The following is a 15,616-nucleotide window of genomic DNA, read 5'->3' on the forward strand; positions in this document are numbered from 1 at the left end:
GGACCACCCTCAGCCTCAGCCGAACCGCGTCCACTGCTCCAGGACGACCAGTGTCTTCGTGCTGGCGACCGCCCCGCCCGAGCGCAGCGAGCTGACCACGCGGCGCAGGTCCTCGACGCCGTCGACGCGGATGCGCACGAGGGCGTCGGGATCGCCGGCCAGGGTGAGCACCTCCTCGACCTCGGGGATCTGGGCGACGAACTCCATGATCTGCGCCAGGTCGAGGTCGTCGGCGAAGTGCAGCTCGGTCATCGCCTCGATGCCGGTGGCGATCCGGCCGTGGTTGATCTTGACGGTGTAGCGCTCGATCACGCCCAGCCGCTCCATGCGCACGATCCGGCGCTGCACCGGCGCGACGGTCAGGCCCACGGCGGTCGCGATCTCGCGCAGGGGGCGGCGCGCGTTCTCCCGCAGCAGGTCGAGGATCGCGCGGTCGGTGGGGTCGAGGATCGCCGCATCGGGCACGCAACGGACTCTACCCCTGACAGGTGGTCTGTTGCACAGAAGAGCCGGCCATCGGCGTACGGGTTGCGGATGGACGCCACACCCGGCGACGGATGTTGTGACCCGGCCCACGATGCCTCAGGCTGCTTCCATGACCGAGCTGCTGTCCCGACCCGCCAGCGAGCCCGCCGCGCCGTACGACCTCGACGACCGCTACCGCGTGGACGCTCCGGCGACCCTGCTGACCGGCGTCCAGGCGATCGCGCGACTCCTGGTCGAGCACCGTGCTCTCGACCGCCGCCGCGGCCTGCGCACCGCGACCTTCGTCTCCGGCTACCAGGGCAGCCCGCTGGGCGGCCTCGACAAGATGCTGGCCGACCTGTCGGACGTGCTGGACGAGAACGACATCCGCTTCGTTCCCGGCCTCAACGAGGAGCTCGCCGCCACGGCCGTGTGGGGCAGCCAGGTCGACCTCCCGCTCGGCACCAGCGCCTTCGACGGCGTGACCGGCTTCTGGTACGGCAAGGGCCCCGGCGTGGACCGCGCCACCGACGCCCTGCGCCACGCCAACATGTACGGCGTCAACCGGCGCGGCGGCGCCGTGCTCCTCGTCGGCGACGACCCCGCCTCGAAGTCGTCGACCGTGCCCGCGGTGAGCGAGCGCTCCCTGGCCGCCCTCGGCATCCCCGTGCTCTTCCCGCGCAACGCGACCGAGATCGTCACCCTCGGCCTGCACGCGATCGAGATGTCGCGCAACACCGGCTGCGTCGTGGCGCTCAAGATCGTCGCGGACGTCGCCGACGGCGCCTGGGTCGTCGACGGCGCCGACATCGACGTCGACCCGGTGATGCCGGCGATCGACTGGAACGGCCACCCCTACGCCTACACGCAGTCCCCGATCGTGCTGCGCCCGGCGATGATCGTCGGCGCCGAGGCCGAGCTGGTCGGTCCGCGCACCGCGCTGGTCCACGACTACTCCGCCCGCAACGGCCTCAACGTGGTCGAGGTCGACGCCCCCGGCGCCCGCCTCGGGCTGGTGGCGTCCGGCAGCTGCTTCGACTCGCTGCGCCAGGCGCTGACCGACCTCGGCGTCACCGACGAGGCGCTCGCCGCCGCCGGCGTCCGGCTGATGCGGATGGGGATGATGAGCCCGGTCGAGCCCGCGGCGGTCCGCCGCTTCGCCGAGGGGCTCGAGGAGATCCTCGTCGTGGAGGACAAGACGTCCTTCATGGAGATGCAGGTCCGCGACATCCTCTACGGCACGGACCGTGCGCCCCGGATCCTCGGCAAGGCGGACGCGACGGGCCAGCGGCTCATCCCCGCCGACGGCGAGCTCACCGCGGGCCGCCTGCTGGCGCCCCTGCGGCACGCGCTCGAGGGCTGGCTCGAGGTGACTCCGCCGCAGCGCGAGCGGATCTCCCTGCCGCTCCTCCCGGTCAACCGGTCGGCGTACTTCTGCTCCGGCTGCCCGCACAACCGCTCGACGGTCCTGCCGGAGGGCTCCATGGGCGGAGGCGGCATCGGCTGCCACGCCATGGTGACCATCTCCGAGCGTCCGGAGAGCGCCGTGACCGGCGTGACCCAGATGGGCGGCGAGGGCGCCCAGTGGATCGGCCAGGCCTGGTTCACCGACGCCGGCCACATCTTCCAGAACGTCGGCGACGGCACCTTCTTCCACTCCGCGCAGCTCGCCGTCCAGGCCTGCATCGCCGCCGGGGTCAACATCACCTACAAGGTGCTCTACAACGACGTGGTCGCGATGACCGGCGCCCAGGACGCCGAGGGCGCGCTGAGCGTCCCCCAGCTCACCCACAAGCTCCACACCGAGGGTGTGAAGAAGATCGTCGTGTGCGCCGACGAGCCGAAGCGCCACCGCCGCCGCGACCTCGCCCCCGGCACCCTGCTGTGGGACCGCGACCGGCTCGACGAGGCGCAGCGGATGCTGCGCGAGGTCCCCGGCGTGACCGTGCTGATCTACGACCAGCACTGCGCCGCCGACGCCCGCCGTCAGCGCAAGCGCGGCACGCTGCCCGCGCGCACCCAGCGCGTCGTCATCAACGAGGCGGTGTGCGAGGGCTGCGGCGACTGCGGCGCGAAGAGCAACTGCCTGTCGGTGCAGCCGGTCGAGACCGAGTACGGCCGCAAGACCCGCATCGAGCAGACCTCCTGCAACACCGACTACAGCTGCCTCGACGGCGACTGCCCGTCGTTCGTCACCGTCGAGACGGCGCCCCGCACGCGTCGTACGGCGCGGCGGGCCGAGCGAGCCGAGCGGTCCGCGGCGAAGAGCGCCCGCAAGGGCTACCCCACGCCCCCCGACGTGGCCCCGAGCGCCGCCGAGGAGCCGGTCGCCGCGACCCAGAACGTCTTCATGGCCGGCATCGGCGGCACCGGCATCGTGACCGTCAACCAGGTGCTGGCGACCGCCGCCCTGCGCGCCGGCTACGCCGTCGAGTCCCTCGACCAGACCGGTCTCAGCCAGAAGGCCGGGCCGGTCACCGGCCACCTGCGCTTCGCCGCCGGCGACCTGGAGCCCGCCAACCGGCTCACCCCCGGCTCGGCCGACTGCTTCCTCGGCTTCGACCTGCTCACCCTCGCCGAGGACCGCAACCTGTCGTACGGCGACCCGGCCGCGACCCGCGCGGTCGTCTCGACCAGCCGCACGGCCACCGGCTCGATGGTCCACGACCCGTCGGTCCAGCACCCGGACGAGTCCGGTCTGCTGGAGCGGGTCCGCACCGCCACCGCCGAGACGTTCGACTTCGACGGGCTCGAGGCGGCCGACCGGATCTTCGGCAACACGGTCGCGGCCAACTTCCTGCTCGTCGGCGCGGCGTACCAGACCGGTGCGCTGCGGCTGCCCGCCGCGGCGATCGAGGAGGCCATCGAGATCAACGGCACCGCCGTGGCCGCCAACATCGCCGCCTTCCGGTGGGGCCGCGCCGCGGTCGCCGACCCCGCCGCCTTCCGCGCGGCCGGACGCGCGCGGGCGAACCGCCCGGTCCGAGAGCGCTCCGTGCCCGCCTCGGTCGCGGCGTCGGGCCTGCAGGGCGAGATCCTGCGGCTGGTCGAGCGGCGCGCCGCCGACCTGGTCGCCTACCAGGACGAGGCGCTGGCCGACTCCTACGTCGACCTCGTGGCGCAGATCGCGGCCGCCGAGCGCGCCGTCACCGGCGAGACCCGGTTCGGGGAGGCGGTCGCCCGCAACCTGTTCAAGCTCACCGCCTACAAGGACGAGTACGAGGTCGCCCGGCTCCTCACCGACCCGGACTTCCTCGCCTCCACCGGCGAGGAGTTCCCCGGCGGCACGATCGCGTTCAAGCTGCACCCGCCCGTGCTGCGGGCGATGGGACGGGACAAGAAGATCTCGTTCGGGCCCCGGTCGCACGGCTCACTGCGCGCACTGGCCCGGATGAAGTCGCTGCGCGGCACCCGTGCCGACATCTTCGGCTACGCCCACCTGCGCAAGGTCGAGCGCGAGCTGCGCGACCACTACCGCGCGATGGTCGCCGACCTGGCCGCCGGACTCGAGCTCGCGTCGTACGACCGGGCGGTCGAGCTCGCCGAGCTCCCCGACCTGGTGCGCGGCTACGAGACGGTCAAGCTGCGCAACGTGGAGCGGTACGTCGAGGAGCTGGCCCGGCTGGGCGTGGAGCCGCCGGCCGTGTGATCCCGTCGGGAGGCGGTGAATCAACGGCGGAGCGTCGGGTAACGCGAGGGCGGAGGGAGTTCTCGGTCCGAGTCACGCAGTCGGTGACTCGATCCGGGCGCTCCCTCTGCTGGTCTCGGGGCCAGCCCACCACCGTTGTCGGCGCGGCTCCCCGCGTCGTGTCCCTGGGGGTCCTCATGTCCCGTGCATCCCGCCTCGGCGCCCGCATCCGCTCCCGCCGGAGCCTCGCTCTCCTTCTTCCTGCCGCGGTGCTGGCGGTCACCTGTCCCACCGGGCTCGCCGGTCCCGCCCACGCCGACTCCGGAGGCGTCCCCAACGGCGCCGCCGCGGACGCCGGATCGCCGCCCGCCGACCCCGGCCCACCGGCGGACAAGCGCCCGCCGCTGCCCGACCAGGCCAAGGTCCCCGATTCCGCTCCTGGCCGCGGTCTCCCCGACGACGACGGCACCCGGCCCACGCCCGGGCCCGGGCTCAAGGGTCCGCGTCCGCCGGCGGCCGCGGGCGCGGGCGCGGGCGCGAGCGCCCCGTCGGCCGACGACCGCGGCCCGGGCCACGCGTCCCCCGCACAGGGCGCCACGACCGGTCCCGACAAGCAGCACCGGGTCGTCGTGTGCAAGTACGTCCGCAAGCCGGGCGTGGCCGAGGTCTACTCCCACCCGATCATCGTGGACTTCCACGCGCTGCTCGGGCAGGGCTTCGCCGGCAGCTTCCCCTTCGCCTTCTCCGACGGACAGCTCACGTCGGTCGCGATCCGCTGGGCGGAGAAGGGCGAGCGGGCGAGCGACGTCGCCGACAGCGAGTGCCCGACGACCGGTGCGCCGCCCGAGCCGCCCCCCGGCGGCCAGGTGACCCCACCGGCCCCGCAGGGCCAGGTGGGCGGCATCGTCGAGGAGGCCAAGACGCCGACCGTGCGGGACGGCGAGAAGGCCGCGGCCGTCACGCGTGGGTCCGGACTGCCCCAGACCGGCGCGCCGGCGTACCTGATGGCGCTGCTGGCAGCGGGTGCCGCCAGTCTGGCCGGAGGCATCGCGATGGTGCGGGCGGGGAGGCGGCGGGTCGTCGGCTGACCGTCAGCCGGCGAAGGCCGCGCGACCCTGCGTGGCCGAGGTGCCGAGATCGCTCGTGGGCAGCGGCGCCCCGGCCTCGACCGCCTGCGCCCACGCCTCGGTGGTCGCGACCGCGGCGAAGTTGGAGTGCAGGAGCACGAGCAAGGTCCGGTGCAGCTCGTCGGCGGAGACCTTGCCGGCCTCGTTGGCCAGGTGGATGGCGCCGCTCGCGTCGGAGAGGATCTCGGCGGCGAGACCGAGGTCCTCAGCGCCCACCGCGGTGGCGAGGTCGCAGTTGTTGGTCATGAAGCCGACGAGGGTGACGGTGTCGACCCCCTGCTCGGCCAGCCACGCGGCGACGTCGGTGCCCGCGAAGACGCTGCTCCTGTCCTTGGTCACGCGCTTCCAGGACGGCTGGAGGCGACGCTCGACCTCGGGGTGCAGCGACCAACTGTCGCTCCCGATCGCGAAGACCGGGGCACCCTCGGGCAGCTCGTGCTGGACGATCACCACGGGGAGGTCCTGGCGCACGGCGACGTCGAGCGCGGCGACGACGTTGGCGAGCGACTGCTCGCGGGAGGGGGACTGGATCTGCAGGATCCCGTCGAAGTACTCCTGCTGGACGTCGACGACGATGAGGGCGCGGCGGGGCGTGGTCACGGAGGGTCTCCTCTGCTCGGTGGGCTCTGTGCTCCTCTCCACTCTGAGCGCCGCCAGGCGCTACCGCGAGTGGCACGAAAGACGACTTCCGATGAGATCGGGCGAGGATGCGCATCGCTCATCGCCGACGCGTGCGGGTTCAGCAGCGTCGTGACCTTCCGGCAGAACTTCGCCACGGCGTTCCCGACGACACCGACCTCCTACCGCGGGAGGGTCGCCGGCTCACCCGGGGCGGCCGAGGGGACGGAGCGAGGGGCCCCCGGTGAGCTGCCGGGCGGTTCGTCACGCGAGAGCGCGAACGAGGTCAGCTGCCTCCACTCCGCACGGCTGCCGTCGAGCCGCGCGACGTACGCGACGGCCGCCGTGGCGTGCCCCGCAGCGATCACCCCCTGACCCTGGACCAACAGGTAGTCGAACCCGACGCTGACGCCTGTCTGGAGACGCGGAGTCCTCAGCCGGCGCTTCACGACCACCTGATGCGCCTCGGACCTCGCCCCACCGACGACCAGGACGCGCCGCTCACCACTCGCGAGATGTTCGACGGCGACAGCCTGGGCGAGCAGGCTCGCCCCTCCGCTCGACGGTGTCGCCGAGACGCGTACGGCGAACGCCCGGGCCTTCGCGAGCACGGCGGCGAGGTCGGTGCGCGCCGACTGCAGCCGACTGCGGTGCTGCAGGTCCGTCGCGTCGGCGAGGCTCTCGACGGCCGCGTCGAGCCTCGCGTCGACGACGGTCGCGTCGATGTCCTCGGCCGTCAGGTCACCGACGATCCGCAAGAGCTCCGAGGCGTCTGCGTCGATGAGACGCGCCCACTGGTGCTGGATCCCGAGCTCCGGTCGCACCTCGAGCAGCCGGCCCATGACAGCTGCCTGCACCGTGGTCGCAGGAATGTCGACGGTGCTCGTGGCCACCTCGACGTCGAGCTCGAAAAGGGAGGCGACCTGGGTGGCGGCCCTGCCGACGACCGCCGCCGCAGCGATGCCCGCCTCGACGGCGAGCCTCGGAGCACCGTCCGCACTCGTCGGCGCTTCGAGGGCCTCCTCGGCGGCCTCCTTCGCCGTACGGAGCCGGTCGCGCAGGATCGCCGCCTCGGCCCTGATCTGGTGGTAGGCGACGAGGGACGCCACCACGTTCGGGTCGGAGGTCACGAAGACGTCGCAGGGCTCCCCCTCGCTCCGCGTGGCGAGCAGACGCGCGGCGACCTCCCCGGCGACCTGCTGCGCGGCGCTCGCGAGTGCGACCGCCGTCGCCTCGCCCTGCCTCAGCGTCGCGCCCTCCCGGAAGGAGACCGTGCTCTTCGCGACGGACGCCAGATCGGGAACAGCCTTGGACAGCTGCTCGATGAGCTTGTCGGTGCGCGCAGCCGTGGCCTGGTCACGGGCGAGGCGGTTCGCGATCCGCTTGCTCTCGAGCTCCGCGAGGTCACCTGCGTTCAGTTCGGGAGTCTCCGTCATTCGATCTCCTCGGGCCAGCGCTCACGGCCGGGACGAGCCGGAGCCTCCTGTCCCGATGGTGGCGCAGGATCCTCCCCGGCGACATCGAAACCAGAACAGAAGGAGGACTCGTGGGGGTTTCCGTCCTGAGGCGCACAAGGGCCGGGCCGGCACGGCACGAGCGAGCTATGTCTGTGCGCGAACCCGGGACGGAGTCCGTCCGAACCAGCGGTGACAGGCCCGGGTCAGTGCGCTCTGCTCGCTGAGCCCGAGGACGCCGGCCAGCTGACCGAGCGGCATCTCGGACTCGCACAGGTAGCGCTCGGCCTCCTCGCGGCGGACCTCGTCCACGAGCGCAGCGAACGACGTGCCCCTCTTCGCCAAGTCGCGCTGCAGAGTCCGCGGATGCACCGCCAGCTGGCCACACACCAGCTCCAGCGTCAGGCCACCGGTGGGCAGCATCGTGCGGACCAGCCGTCGCACGTTCTCGACGGTGCTCATCGAGTGCGGGACGGCAACGGTGTCGAGGTACTCCTCGACGACGGCGTGCACCGCGCTGTCCGCATCGAGCGGCAGGGCGAGGACCGAGACCGGGAACGAGAAGCCGTAGGAGCCGGTCGCGAACTCCACCGGACACCCGAAATGGTCCTGGTAGGCCTCGACCGCCGTCAGTGGCTGATGACGAATCCGCACCACGCAGGGCGTGAACGACGGGCCGGCGAGAAGGCGGAACACCTGGCACGACACCCCCAGCGCGAGCTCGGCCGCCTGGCGGTGAGCGGGCGGCCGGGCGGCGACGACGCGCCACTCGAACCTCGCGAGCTCCTCCCCCGGCGCCCAGGTCACGGTGATCGCGATCGCCGGACTGTAGACGGCCATGTACTTCTCGATCGACGCCATCGCAGCACCCACCGTGGGTGCCGTGCGGGCCGCCACCCCGAGCGGGCCGAGGATCTCGAGACCCTGACGGTCCCCCAGCCGGCGACCGAAGTCGCCGGCTCCCGTGACGCGCGCGGCCGACTCCAGAGCGCCGATGACCCCTCGGTAATCGAGGTAGCTGTCGTGATTGCCGACGCCATCCGGGTCGAGGTGCGCGAGCCGCAGCAGCTCCTCCGGATCAGCGCCGAGCTCCCGGACGAGGTCACCGAAGCCTTGGAGCGCGGTTCCCCGGATGAGCGACATGTCGTCCAGGGTCAAGAAGTCGTCGTCCCGAGTCAAGACCTGGGAGTGACTCGAGAGAGACGCTGAATGCCCCGACGACACCTCACCCAAGGAGAACCCGATGGGCCGCTTCGACATCACCCGGACGAACCTCGCCGTCGAGCGCCTGCTCGAGACCACCACGAACCCGCGCCACCACTGGCTCCTGCAGGCCTACAACCGCCACCGCTACCTGGAGATGGCCGGACGGTGGAAGGAGATCTTCGCGCCGGAGATGACCGTCGAACACCCCGTCTACCACTTCAACGTCTTCGGCATCAGCACCGTCCTCGACGGCGCCGAGGCCGTCCAGGCGGTCTACGAGGAGTGGTCCCGCACGGCCCAGTGCATCTTCTACACCACCGACGAGACGCTCGCCGTCGGCGACAACATGATCGTCTCCACCGCGACCATCTACCAGCAGACCCCCGGTCAGCTCCTCGTCGAGGCCGGCGCCCCCGTCGACCCCGCCGCCCACTACCTGGTCGCGAACGTCGAGCACATGATCTGGCCCTACGACGACGAGGGACGTCTGATCGGCGAGGACGTCTGGGAGATCGACGAGTCGAAGCGCCAGATCATCCCCCTCGACCCGGCCGAGGTGCTCACCGTCGAGGCGTCCTCGCGGCTCCTCGAACCACTCATCAAGCCGCTCCCGGCCCGCACCTTCTGATCACCCTGGCCGGCGCCGCGCGCAGCAGGCCGGGTGAGCCGCAAATGGTCGAAGCCACAGGTCAGCGGGCTGACCTGTGGCTTCGACGTCCTGCGCGCCTGTAGGGATTCGAACCCCAAACCTTCTGATCCGTAGTCAGATGCTCTATCCGTTGAGCTACAGGCGCTCGTCGCTGGGCGACCGCACGAGAATAGCGGAGGCGATGCGCAGATGCCGAATCACCGCCTCCACCGGGTGCCGCGAGCGTGTGGAACCATGACGCCATGACCTCGTACGAGCCCGAGGACCGGGCCCTCTTCGAGGAGGAGGCGACCGGTCTCTACGAGCAGGTGCTGGCCGAGGGCGGGCTCTCCGCCGACGACCCGCGGCTCGTCGAGGGATCGTCGGTACGACGGGCGTTCGACCTGCTGGTGGAGCTCGGTCTACTCCAACTGGACGCCACCCGGAAGACCTGGCGGCCGCTCGAACCGAGCAACGCGCAATCGAGGGTGGTCACGCCGCTCGGCAACGAGGGGGCGCGCCTGCTCGAGGAGTCGGCGCGATGGGCGTCCGCGTTCGCCCACCTCGCGCAGAGCTGGCGGCGCTCACCGGCGGCGAGCGAGTCGGGCCCGTTCCTCTACCTGCACGGCGAGGCGATCAACCCCTACCTCACGACGCTGGTGAGCGAAGCCCAGGAGGAGCTGCTCACGGCCCAGCCGCAGGCGACGCGCAGCGCCAAGACGGTGACGGAGGCGGCGGTCCGCGACGTCGCGGCGCTCAAGCGCGGGCTGGCGATGCGCACGCTCTACCAGCACAGCGCCCGGCGTCACCCGGCCACGCACAAGTACGTCGCGACCGTGACCGAGCACGGCGCCGAGGTCCGCACGCTCGACGAGTTCTTCAACCGGATGATCGTGGTCGACCGCCGGGTGGCGCTGATCCCTGCGGCCGACAGCCTGGCCACCGCGGTCGTCGTACGGGAGCCGGCGATCGTGGCCTACCTGGTCGACGTCTTCGAGCGGGCGTTCGCGCGTGGGCGGCCCTTCGCCAGCGCCGGTCAGAGCGTGACGAAGGAGATCGCCTCCGAGCAGCGCTCGATGACGATCCGGATGCTGATCGAGGGTCATGCCGACGCCGTCAGCGCCAAGAGACTCGGCGTCAGCCCGCGCACGTACGCCGGCTATGTCGCCGAGCTCAAGGAGGAGTACGACGCCGAGACCCGCTTCCAGCTCGGCTACACCATGGGCAAGCTCGGCATCGCCGGTCAGGACGACGACGAGCCGTCCTGACCGAGGACGTCAGCGGGCGCAGGTGGTGCAGACGCGCCAGCCCCAGCCGGTGTCGGCCTCCGCGGCGGTCGGGAGCGAGACGATCCCGGCTGCGGTGATCAGGGCGGCCAACCCGAAGGCGGTGGTGCGAGCGAGCTTCTTCATGAGCTTTCCCCTCACTGGTGGGTGCCCGGGACCGTCCCTCCGGGTACCCGAGCCGTCGGCGCCTACCCCCACGCGGGCTCCAGGAAACATCTTCGCGCACGGCCGCCCAATAAGCGAGACCCCCGGCAGTGGCTGCCGGGGGTCTCAGGTCGGCGGAGGCGGAGGGATTTGAACCCTCGATGGGCGATAAACCCAAACCGCATTAGCAGTGCGGCGCCATAGACCGGACTAGGCGACGCCTCCTCCACTGCTCCGATCATGGACCGGACAGCGCGCCAAGGCTACTAGGAGCGTGCGCGTGGTCCCAATCCGGCCCCGCCGGACAGGTCGGGTCCGGGCTCAGCGGGCCGCGCGCTGCAGGTGGGCACGTACGTCGCGCGCGAAGTCGTCCTTGTCGCCGGCCACCAGCTGCACGGGGATGGTCGTGCTGCGTCCGTCGCGCAGCCGCAGCACGAGGCACTCGATCCCCGACGGGGCGGCCGCGACGGCGTCCTCCACCTCGCTCCAGCGGGCCTCGGTCGCGCCGGCGGCACGGATCATCCGGACCTGGTAGCCGGCCTCGGTGAGCCGGACGACGACCAGACGCGAGCGCAGCCACCAGGCGAGCGCGATCAGGCCCAGGATCCCCAGCCCCAGCACCAACACCAACAGGTCGGCGGGGAGGTCGGCCAAGGCGACGAGGGCGGTGACCGCGAGGAGCAGGAGGGCGAGCAGCACGAGATAGGCGCCGACGAAGCGCGCCATCACCGGTGGGGCGAGGCGGTAGTCGGTGACCGAGGTCGGCTGCGCACTGCTCATGGCCGGCATTGTCCTGTGCCGGCCGAGGACGGGCCAAAGCGGCGGCGTACCCGACTGTCTAGACTCGTCGCGGTGTCCGGCCGGCGTACGCGCCGCGGCGGACCCGAGGAGGGATGCCGGAGTGGCCGATCGGAACCGCCTTGAAAGCGGTCGTAGGGAGACCTACCGCGGGTTCGAATCCCGCTCCCTCTGCTCTGATGGCGCGAGCGTGTCGCCTATCGGCGACCTCGGACGGTCCTCGCTGCGCTCGGACCGCCCTCCGCCGCCGATGCGGCTTCGCCGCCGGGGCGCCACGCTGCCGCGCGGTCGCCACGTCAGAGCAGGGGCGCGAAGCGCCGCGGCTCGGGTCGTACGGCGGCCGCCTGCTCGGCGACCCGGCTGCGGCGGCCCCGGTTGCCGGTCAGCGCCAGGTCGAGCCGGATGAGCAGCCAGCCGAGGATCAGGCCGACCACCAGGCCGTAGACCACCGACAGGCCGGCCTCGGTGACCGAGACGGCCGGGTTGGCGAGGGCGGTCGCGGTGGGCGAGGTGGCCGCGACGCCGAACGCGCACACCCACCAGCCCTGACGCCGCCGGGCGCGCATGTGGCAGCCGTAGGCGAGGGCGGGCACGCCCAGGACCGTGGCGATCGGTCGGGGGAACGCGCCGAGGTGCTCCCGGCTCCACGCCACCCACGAGAGCAGCTCGTCGACGAGCCCGGTCGAGCCGTAGCGGCGCAGCAGCTCGGCGTACAGCAGGGTCGCGGCGAGCACGACCACGCCGATCGCGACGATGATCAGACCACGGCGGCCGAGGCCGTGGAAGCCGGCGCCGAGGCGGTGGACGAGGACGATGGCGCCGAGGAAGGCGAGCCCGAGGCCGACGTACTCGAAGCGCTCCTTCTGGATGGCCGGCTCGAAGCCGATCGCGGCCATCGCGCCGATGCCGGCGACGCACAGCCCCACGACGCATTCGCGGGCCGCGGTGGCGATGCCGGCCGCGGGCACGGTGATCATCACGCCGAGGACGGCGGCGACGGCCGAGGTGCCGACCGCGGCACCGGTCAGCAGTAGGTCCTGGTCACTCCCGACAGCAGCCAGGCCACAGGCCAGGGCGAGCAGCGCGAACACCAGCGGCCGGCCGCCGGTGCGGGCGGCGAGGCCCCAGCTGAAGGCGGTCGCGACCGTGACCGAGCCCGCCGGACCGAGCCAGGCGGGTCCGACGGGCACCATCGCGCAGACGAGGGCGGCGGTGCCGAGCACGACCAGGACGAACCCGATGACCAGCGGCGCCCGCGACGCCCCGAACTCGCCGACGCGCTGCTCGAGCGGGACACGGGAGGGGGCACGGGACACGGAGGAGCAGCCTATCTCCTGCCCGGCAGCGCGGCGGGAGGCGACCTCCGGGAACTTGCTTCGCTTTCGCGTCGCCGGAGACGCGCTCGGGCAGATTCAGCGAAGCCGCCGGTTCGTGAGGGACGGGTTGACGCGGCGGGCCTCCTCGAGCACCGAGCGGTCGACGACGGCGCGGACCACGTCCGGCACGCCGGCGTCGCCCGGACCCGCCTCGGCCACGACCTCGCCGAACGGGTCGACGACCATCGAGTGGCCGCAGTAGCGCTCGGCGGGCTGACCGACGGCGGCGACGTACGCGGTGTTCTCGATGGCGCGCGCGGTCACCAGGGTCCGCCAGTGGTGGACCTTCCGCGGACCGGCGACCCAGGCGGCCGGGATGACGATCAGCTCGGCGCCGCGGTCGACGAGGGCGCGGGCAAGCTCGGGGAAGCGGAGGTCGTAGCAGGTCATCAGCCCGACCCTCCAGCCGTGCAGGTCGACGACCACCGGCTCGAGCGGTCCGGCGGTGAGGCGGTCGGACTCGCGGTTGCCGAAGGAGTCGTAGAGATGGATCTTGCGGTACGACGCCGACACCGCGCCGCGCACGAGCAGGGTGTTGTAGGGCCGCTCCGGATCCGAGCTCGCCTCGAACATGCCGGCGACGATCGTGGTGCCGGCCGCGGCCGCCGCGTCGGCCACCGCCGTGCCGAAGGGGCCGTCCACCGGCTCGGCGTACCCGCTGACGTCGGATCCGGCTTCGCCGAAGTCGCGGGCGTACGCCTCGGGGAGCACCACGAGGTCGGCGGGGGTGTCCGGGCCGGCGTGCTCGGCGGTCAGCCGGGCCAGCGCGTCGCGGTTGGCGGCGGGCTCGAGCGCGGACGCGGCCTGGACCAGCGCGAGTCGCAGTGTGGGGCGCGGCGTGGGGGTCGTCACGGTACCAGCGTAGGAGCCCTTTGGGAGACTCGGGGGGTGGTGATCGAGCTCGGACTGTCCGCCTTCGCAGCCGTCGTCCTCGCCGGCGGGCAGGGATCGCGCCTGGGCGGGGTCGACAAGGCGTCGATCGAGGTGGACGGGCGCACTCTGCTCGAGCACGCCCTCGACGCCGTGATCGACGCGAGCGAGGTCGTCGTCGTGGGCCACCAGGTGCCCACCGACCGGCCGGTGACGTTCGTGCGCGAGGAGCCGCGCTTCGGCGGACCGGCCGCCGGGCTGCTGACCGGACGCGACATGCTGCTGCGCCGGTTCCCGACGATCGCGGTGCTCGCCGTCGACATGCCGCGCCTCGCGCCGGGCACCTTCCGGCGCCTCCACGAGGCCGCCGTCGGCCACGAGGGGGCGGTCCTCGCGGACACCGCGGGCCGCCGACAGTTGGCCCTCGTCGTGGAGACGGCGCGCCTGGACGCCGTCCGCCCCGACCACGAGGGCCAGCACGGCATGTCGGTGCGGGCGCTGCTCGAGCCGCTCGACCTGGTCGAGGGCGCGCCCCTCGGCGACGAGGCACGCGACATCGACACCTGGAGCGACCTGCGGGACCTGGCCGGCCAGGACGAGCCGCGGCCCGAGGGCCGCTCTTTGGACTGATCCCGGACTGGGCCGAAACCCTTGCACCGGCCGGGCCGGCGTATCACTCTGGTCGGGTGAACCTCCACGACTGGATCGACGAGTTGTGCGACGCCCTCGACATCGAGGCCGAGGCCGACGAGGGCCTGCTGGGCGACCTCGCCACGATCACGGTCGAGAACGTCCATCCCGCTGCTGGGCTGGTGACCTCGTTCCTGCTCGGGTTCGCCGCCGGCGAGCAGGGCGCCGATCCCGACGCGGTGGAGCGGCTCGCGGCCAAGGCCCAGGCGCTGGCCGAGGCGTGGGACCGCCCCGCGGGTGCGGCCGCCGACGAGGACGACGTGGACTTCGAAGAACTGGCGGACGCCGACTACGCCGACGAGGACTCGTTGGTCTGACCTTCCGCCGTCCTGCCAGACTGCGGACATGCGCGCCGTCACCCAGACCGCACCCGGCGGACCCGAGACCCTCGCCGTCACCGAGCTGCCGGATCCGGTGCCGGGTCCCGGCGAGGTGCTGCTCGACGTGGCCGCGACGGCGGTCAACCGCGCCGACCTCCTCCAGCGCCAGGGCTTCTACCCGCCCCCGCCCGGAGCCTCCGACGTGATCGGACTCGAGTGCAGCGGCACCGTCGCCGCACTCGGCGAGGGAGTCACCGACCTGGCCGTGGGCGACGAGGTGTGCGCACTGCTGGCCGGCGGCGGCTACGCCAGCCGGGTCGCCGTACCCGCCGGGCAGGTCATGGCCCTCCCCGCGGGCGTCGACCTCGTCACCGCCGCGGCGCTGCCCGAGGTGGCCTGCACGGTGTGGTCCAACGTGTTCATGGTCGCGGGCCTGCGTCCCGGCGACGTCTTCCTCGTGCACGGCGGGGGCGGCGGCATCGGCACCTTCGCGATCCAGCTGGCCGCGGCCTCCGGCGCCCGGGTGTTCACCACCGCGGGCAGCGAGGACAAGCTCGCCCGCTGCCGCGAGCTCGGCGCGGAGGTGGCGATCAACTACCGCGAGGACGACTTCGTCGACGTCGTACGCCGCGCGACCGACGGCCGTGGCGCGGACGTGGTGCTCGACAACATGGGCGCGAAATACCTCTCCCGCAACGTCGACGTGCTGGCCGACGAGGGCCGGCTGGTCGTCATCGGCATGCAGGGCGGCACCAAGGCCGAGCTCGACATCGCGCGCCTGCTCGCCAAGCGCGGGGCCGTCATCGCGACGGCCCTCCGGTCGCGCCCGCTCGACGGGAAGGCGCGGATCTGCGCCTCCGTCGTCGAGCACGTGTGGCCGCTCGTCGCCGACGGGACGATCCGGCCGGTGGTCTCGGCCGTGCTGCCCTTGGAGGAGGTCGGCGAGGCCCACCGGATGATCGAGTCGGGCGAGGCGGTCGGCAAGGTGCTGCTCACCCCCTGACCG

Annotated in this window: 15 protein-coding genes and 3 tRNA genes; 8 read left to right on the forward strand and 10 right to left on the reverse strand. The window is 72.6% G+C overall.

Translation table 11 applies throughout. The annotated features are described in order from the left end of the window. Positions 1 to 15: 15 nt before the first annotated feature. Positions 16 to 465: an Lrp/AsnC family transcriptional regulator gene (locus FHP29_RS08435; protein ID WP_139622423.1), complete on the reverse strand. Its 450-nt coding sequence runs from the start codon at positions 463 to 465 to the stop codon at positions 16 to 18. A gap of 130 nt (positions 466 to 595) precedes the next feature. Between FHP29_RS08435 and FHP29_RS08440 the strand changes: the two genes are divergently transcribed. Both FHP29_RS08440 and FHP29_RS08445 read left to right on the forward strand, forming a co-directional pair. Further along, complete coding sequence (locus FHP29_RS08440; protein WP_139622424.1) at positions 596 to 4,114, forward strand: indolepyruvate ferredoxin oxidoreductase family protein; 3,519 nt, start codon at positions 596 to 598, stop codon at positions 4,112 to 4,114. A 176-nt stretch (positions 4,115 to 4,290) separates the two neighbouring features. Further along, a complete protein-coding gene (locus FHP29_RS08445; RefSeq protein WP_139622425.1) occupies positions 4,291 to 5,181 on the forward strand; it encodes a hypothetical protein in 891 nt (296 codons plus the stop codon). 3 nt (positions 5,182 to 5,184) lie between these two features. Here FHP29_RS08445 and FHP29_RS08450 read toward each other — a convergent pair whose 3' ends face one another. From FHP29_RS08450 to FHP29_RS08460, 3 genes are all read right to left on the reverse strand, one after another. Next, positions 5,185 to 5,820, reverse strand: a complete 636-nt coding sequence (locus tag FHP29_RS08450; protein WP_139622426.1) for an isochorismatase family protein — start codon at positions 5,818 to 5,820, stop codon at positions 5,185 to 5,187. Positions 5,821 to 6,020: 200 nt separating this feature from the next. Next, on the reverse strand, positions 6,021 to 7,274 hold the full coding sequence (locus tag FHP29_RS21645) for a hypothetical protein (RefSeq protein ID WP_158296523.1): 1,254 nt from the start codon (positions 7,272 to 7,274) through the stop codon (positions 6,021 to 6,023). 165 nt (positions 7,275 to 7,439) lie between these two features. Next, complete coding sequence (locus FHP29_RS08460) at positions 7,440 to 8,435, reverse strand: AraC family transcriptional regulator (RefSeq protein ID WP_139622428.1); 996 nt, start codon at positions 8,433 to 8,435, stop codon at positions 7,440 to 7,442. 100 nt (positions 8,436 to 8,535) lie between these two features. Here FHP29_RS08460 and FHP29_RS08465 point away from each other — a divergent pair, with 100 nt between their 5' ends. Continuing rightward, complete coding sequence (locus FHP29_RS08465) at positions 8,536 to 9,126, forward strand: hypothetical protein (protein WP_139622429.1); 591 nt, start codon at positions 8,536 to 8,538, stop codon at positions 9,124 to 9,126. A 93-nt stretch (positions 9,127 to 9,219) separates the two neighbouring features. Here FHP29_RS08465 and FHP29_RS08470 read toward each other — a convergent pair. Continuing rightward, a tRNA-Arg gene (locus tag FHP29_RS08470) sits at positions 9,220 to 9,292 on the reverse strand. Positions 9,293 to 9,389: 97 nt separating this feature from the next. Between FHP29_RS08470 and FHP29_RS08475 the strand changes: the two genes are divergently transcribed. Further along, positions 9,390 to 10,394 (forward strand): phospholipase D-like domain-containing protein, encoded by a 1,005-nt coding sequence (locus FHP29_RS08475; protein WP_139622430.1) that lies wholly within the window; start codon positions 9,390 to 9,392, stop codon positions 10,392 to 10,394. 9 nt (positions 10,395 to 10,403) lie between these two features. On the opposite strand, the gene FHP29_RS23115 is transcribed toward FHP29_RS08475, so the two are convergent. From FHP29_RS23115 to FHP29_RS08485, 3 genes are all read right to left on the reverse strand, one after another. Continuing rightward, positions 10,404 to 10,538, reverse strand: a complete 135-nt coding sequence (locus tag FHP29_RS23115) for a hypothetical protein (RefSeq protein ID WP_275669433.1) — start codon at positions 10,536 to 10,538, stop codon at positions 10,404 to 10,406. A 153-nt stretch (positions 10,539 to 10,691) separates the two neighbouring features. Continuing rightward, positions 10,692 to 10,781 (reverse strand) — tRNA-Ser (locus FHP29_RS08480). Positions 10,782 to 10,877: 96 nt separating this feature from the next. Continuing rightward, a complete protein-coding gene (locus tag FHP29_RS08485) occupies positions 10,878 to 11,336 on the reverse strand; it encodes a hypothetical protein (RefSeq protein ID WP_139622431.1) in 459 nt (152 codons plus the stop codon). 107 nt (positions 11,337 to 11,443) lie between these two features. Here FHP29_RS08485 and FHP29_RS08490 point away from each other — a divergent pair. Next, positions 11,444 to 11,528, forward strand: a tRNA-Ser gene (locus FHP29_RS08490). A gap of 122 nt (positions 11,529 to 11,650) precedes the next feature. Here FHP29_RS08490 and FHP29_RS08495 read toward each other — a convergent pair. Then, the gene (locus FHP29_RS08495; RefSeq protein ID WP_139622432.1) at positions 11,651 to 12,670 is read right to left on the reverse strand and encodes a hypothetical protein; all 1,020 of its coding nucleotides are present in this window, start codon (positions 12,668 to 12,670) and stop codon (positions 11,651 to 11,653) included. Positions 12,671 to 12,766: 96 nt separating this feature from the next. Then, a complete protein-coding gene (locus tag FHP29_RS08500) occupies positions 12,767 to 13,582 on the reverse strand; it encodes a carbon-nitrogen hydrolase family protein (RefSeq protein ID WP_139622433.1) in 816 nt (271 codons plus the stop codon). Positions 13,583 to 13,618: 36 nt separating this feature from the next. Between FHP29_RS08500 and mobA the strand changes: the two genes are divergently transcribed. From mobA to FHP29_RS08515, 3 genes are read left to right on the forward strand one after another with little or no spacing between them, the layout of a single operon-like run. After that, the gene (mobA, locus tag FHP29_RS08505; RefSeq protein WP_139622434.1) at positions 13,619 to 14,230 is read left to right on the forward strand and encodes a molybdenum cofactor guanylyltransferase; all 612 of its coding nucleotides are present in this window, start codon (positions 13,619 to 13,621) and stop codon (positions 14,228 to 14,230) included. A 56-nt stretch (positions 14,231 to 14,286) separates the two neighbouring features. Beyond that, the gene (locus FHP29_RS08510; RefSeq protein ID WP_139622435.1) at positions 14,287 to 14,607 is read left to right on the forward strand and encodes a DUF6457 domain-containing protein; all 321 of its coding nucleotides are present in this window, start codon (positions 14,287 to 14,289) and stop codon (positions 14,605 to 14,607) included. 28 nt (positions 14,608 to 14,635) lie between these two features. After that, positions 14,636 to 15,613, forward strand: a complete 978-nt coding sequence (locus tag FHP29_RS08515; RefSeq protein WP_139622436.1) for an NAD(P)H-quinone oxidoreductase — start codon at positions 14,636 to 14,638, stop codon at positions 15,611 to 15,613. The last annotated feature ends 3 nt before the right edge of the window (positions 15,614 to 15,616 follow it).

The sequence above is a fragment of the Nocardioides albidus genome, assembly GCF_006335005.1.
Lineage (GTDB): Bacteria > Actinomycetota > Actinomycetes > Propionibacteriales > Nocardioidaceae > Nocardioides > Nocardioides albidus.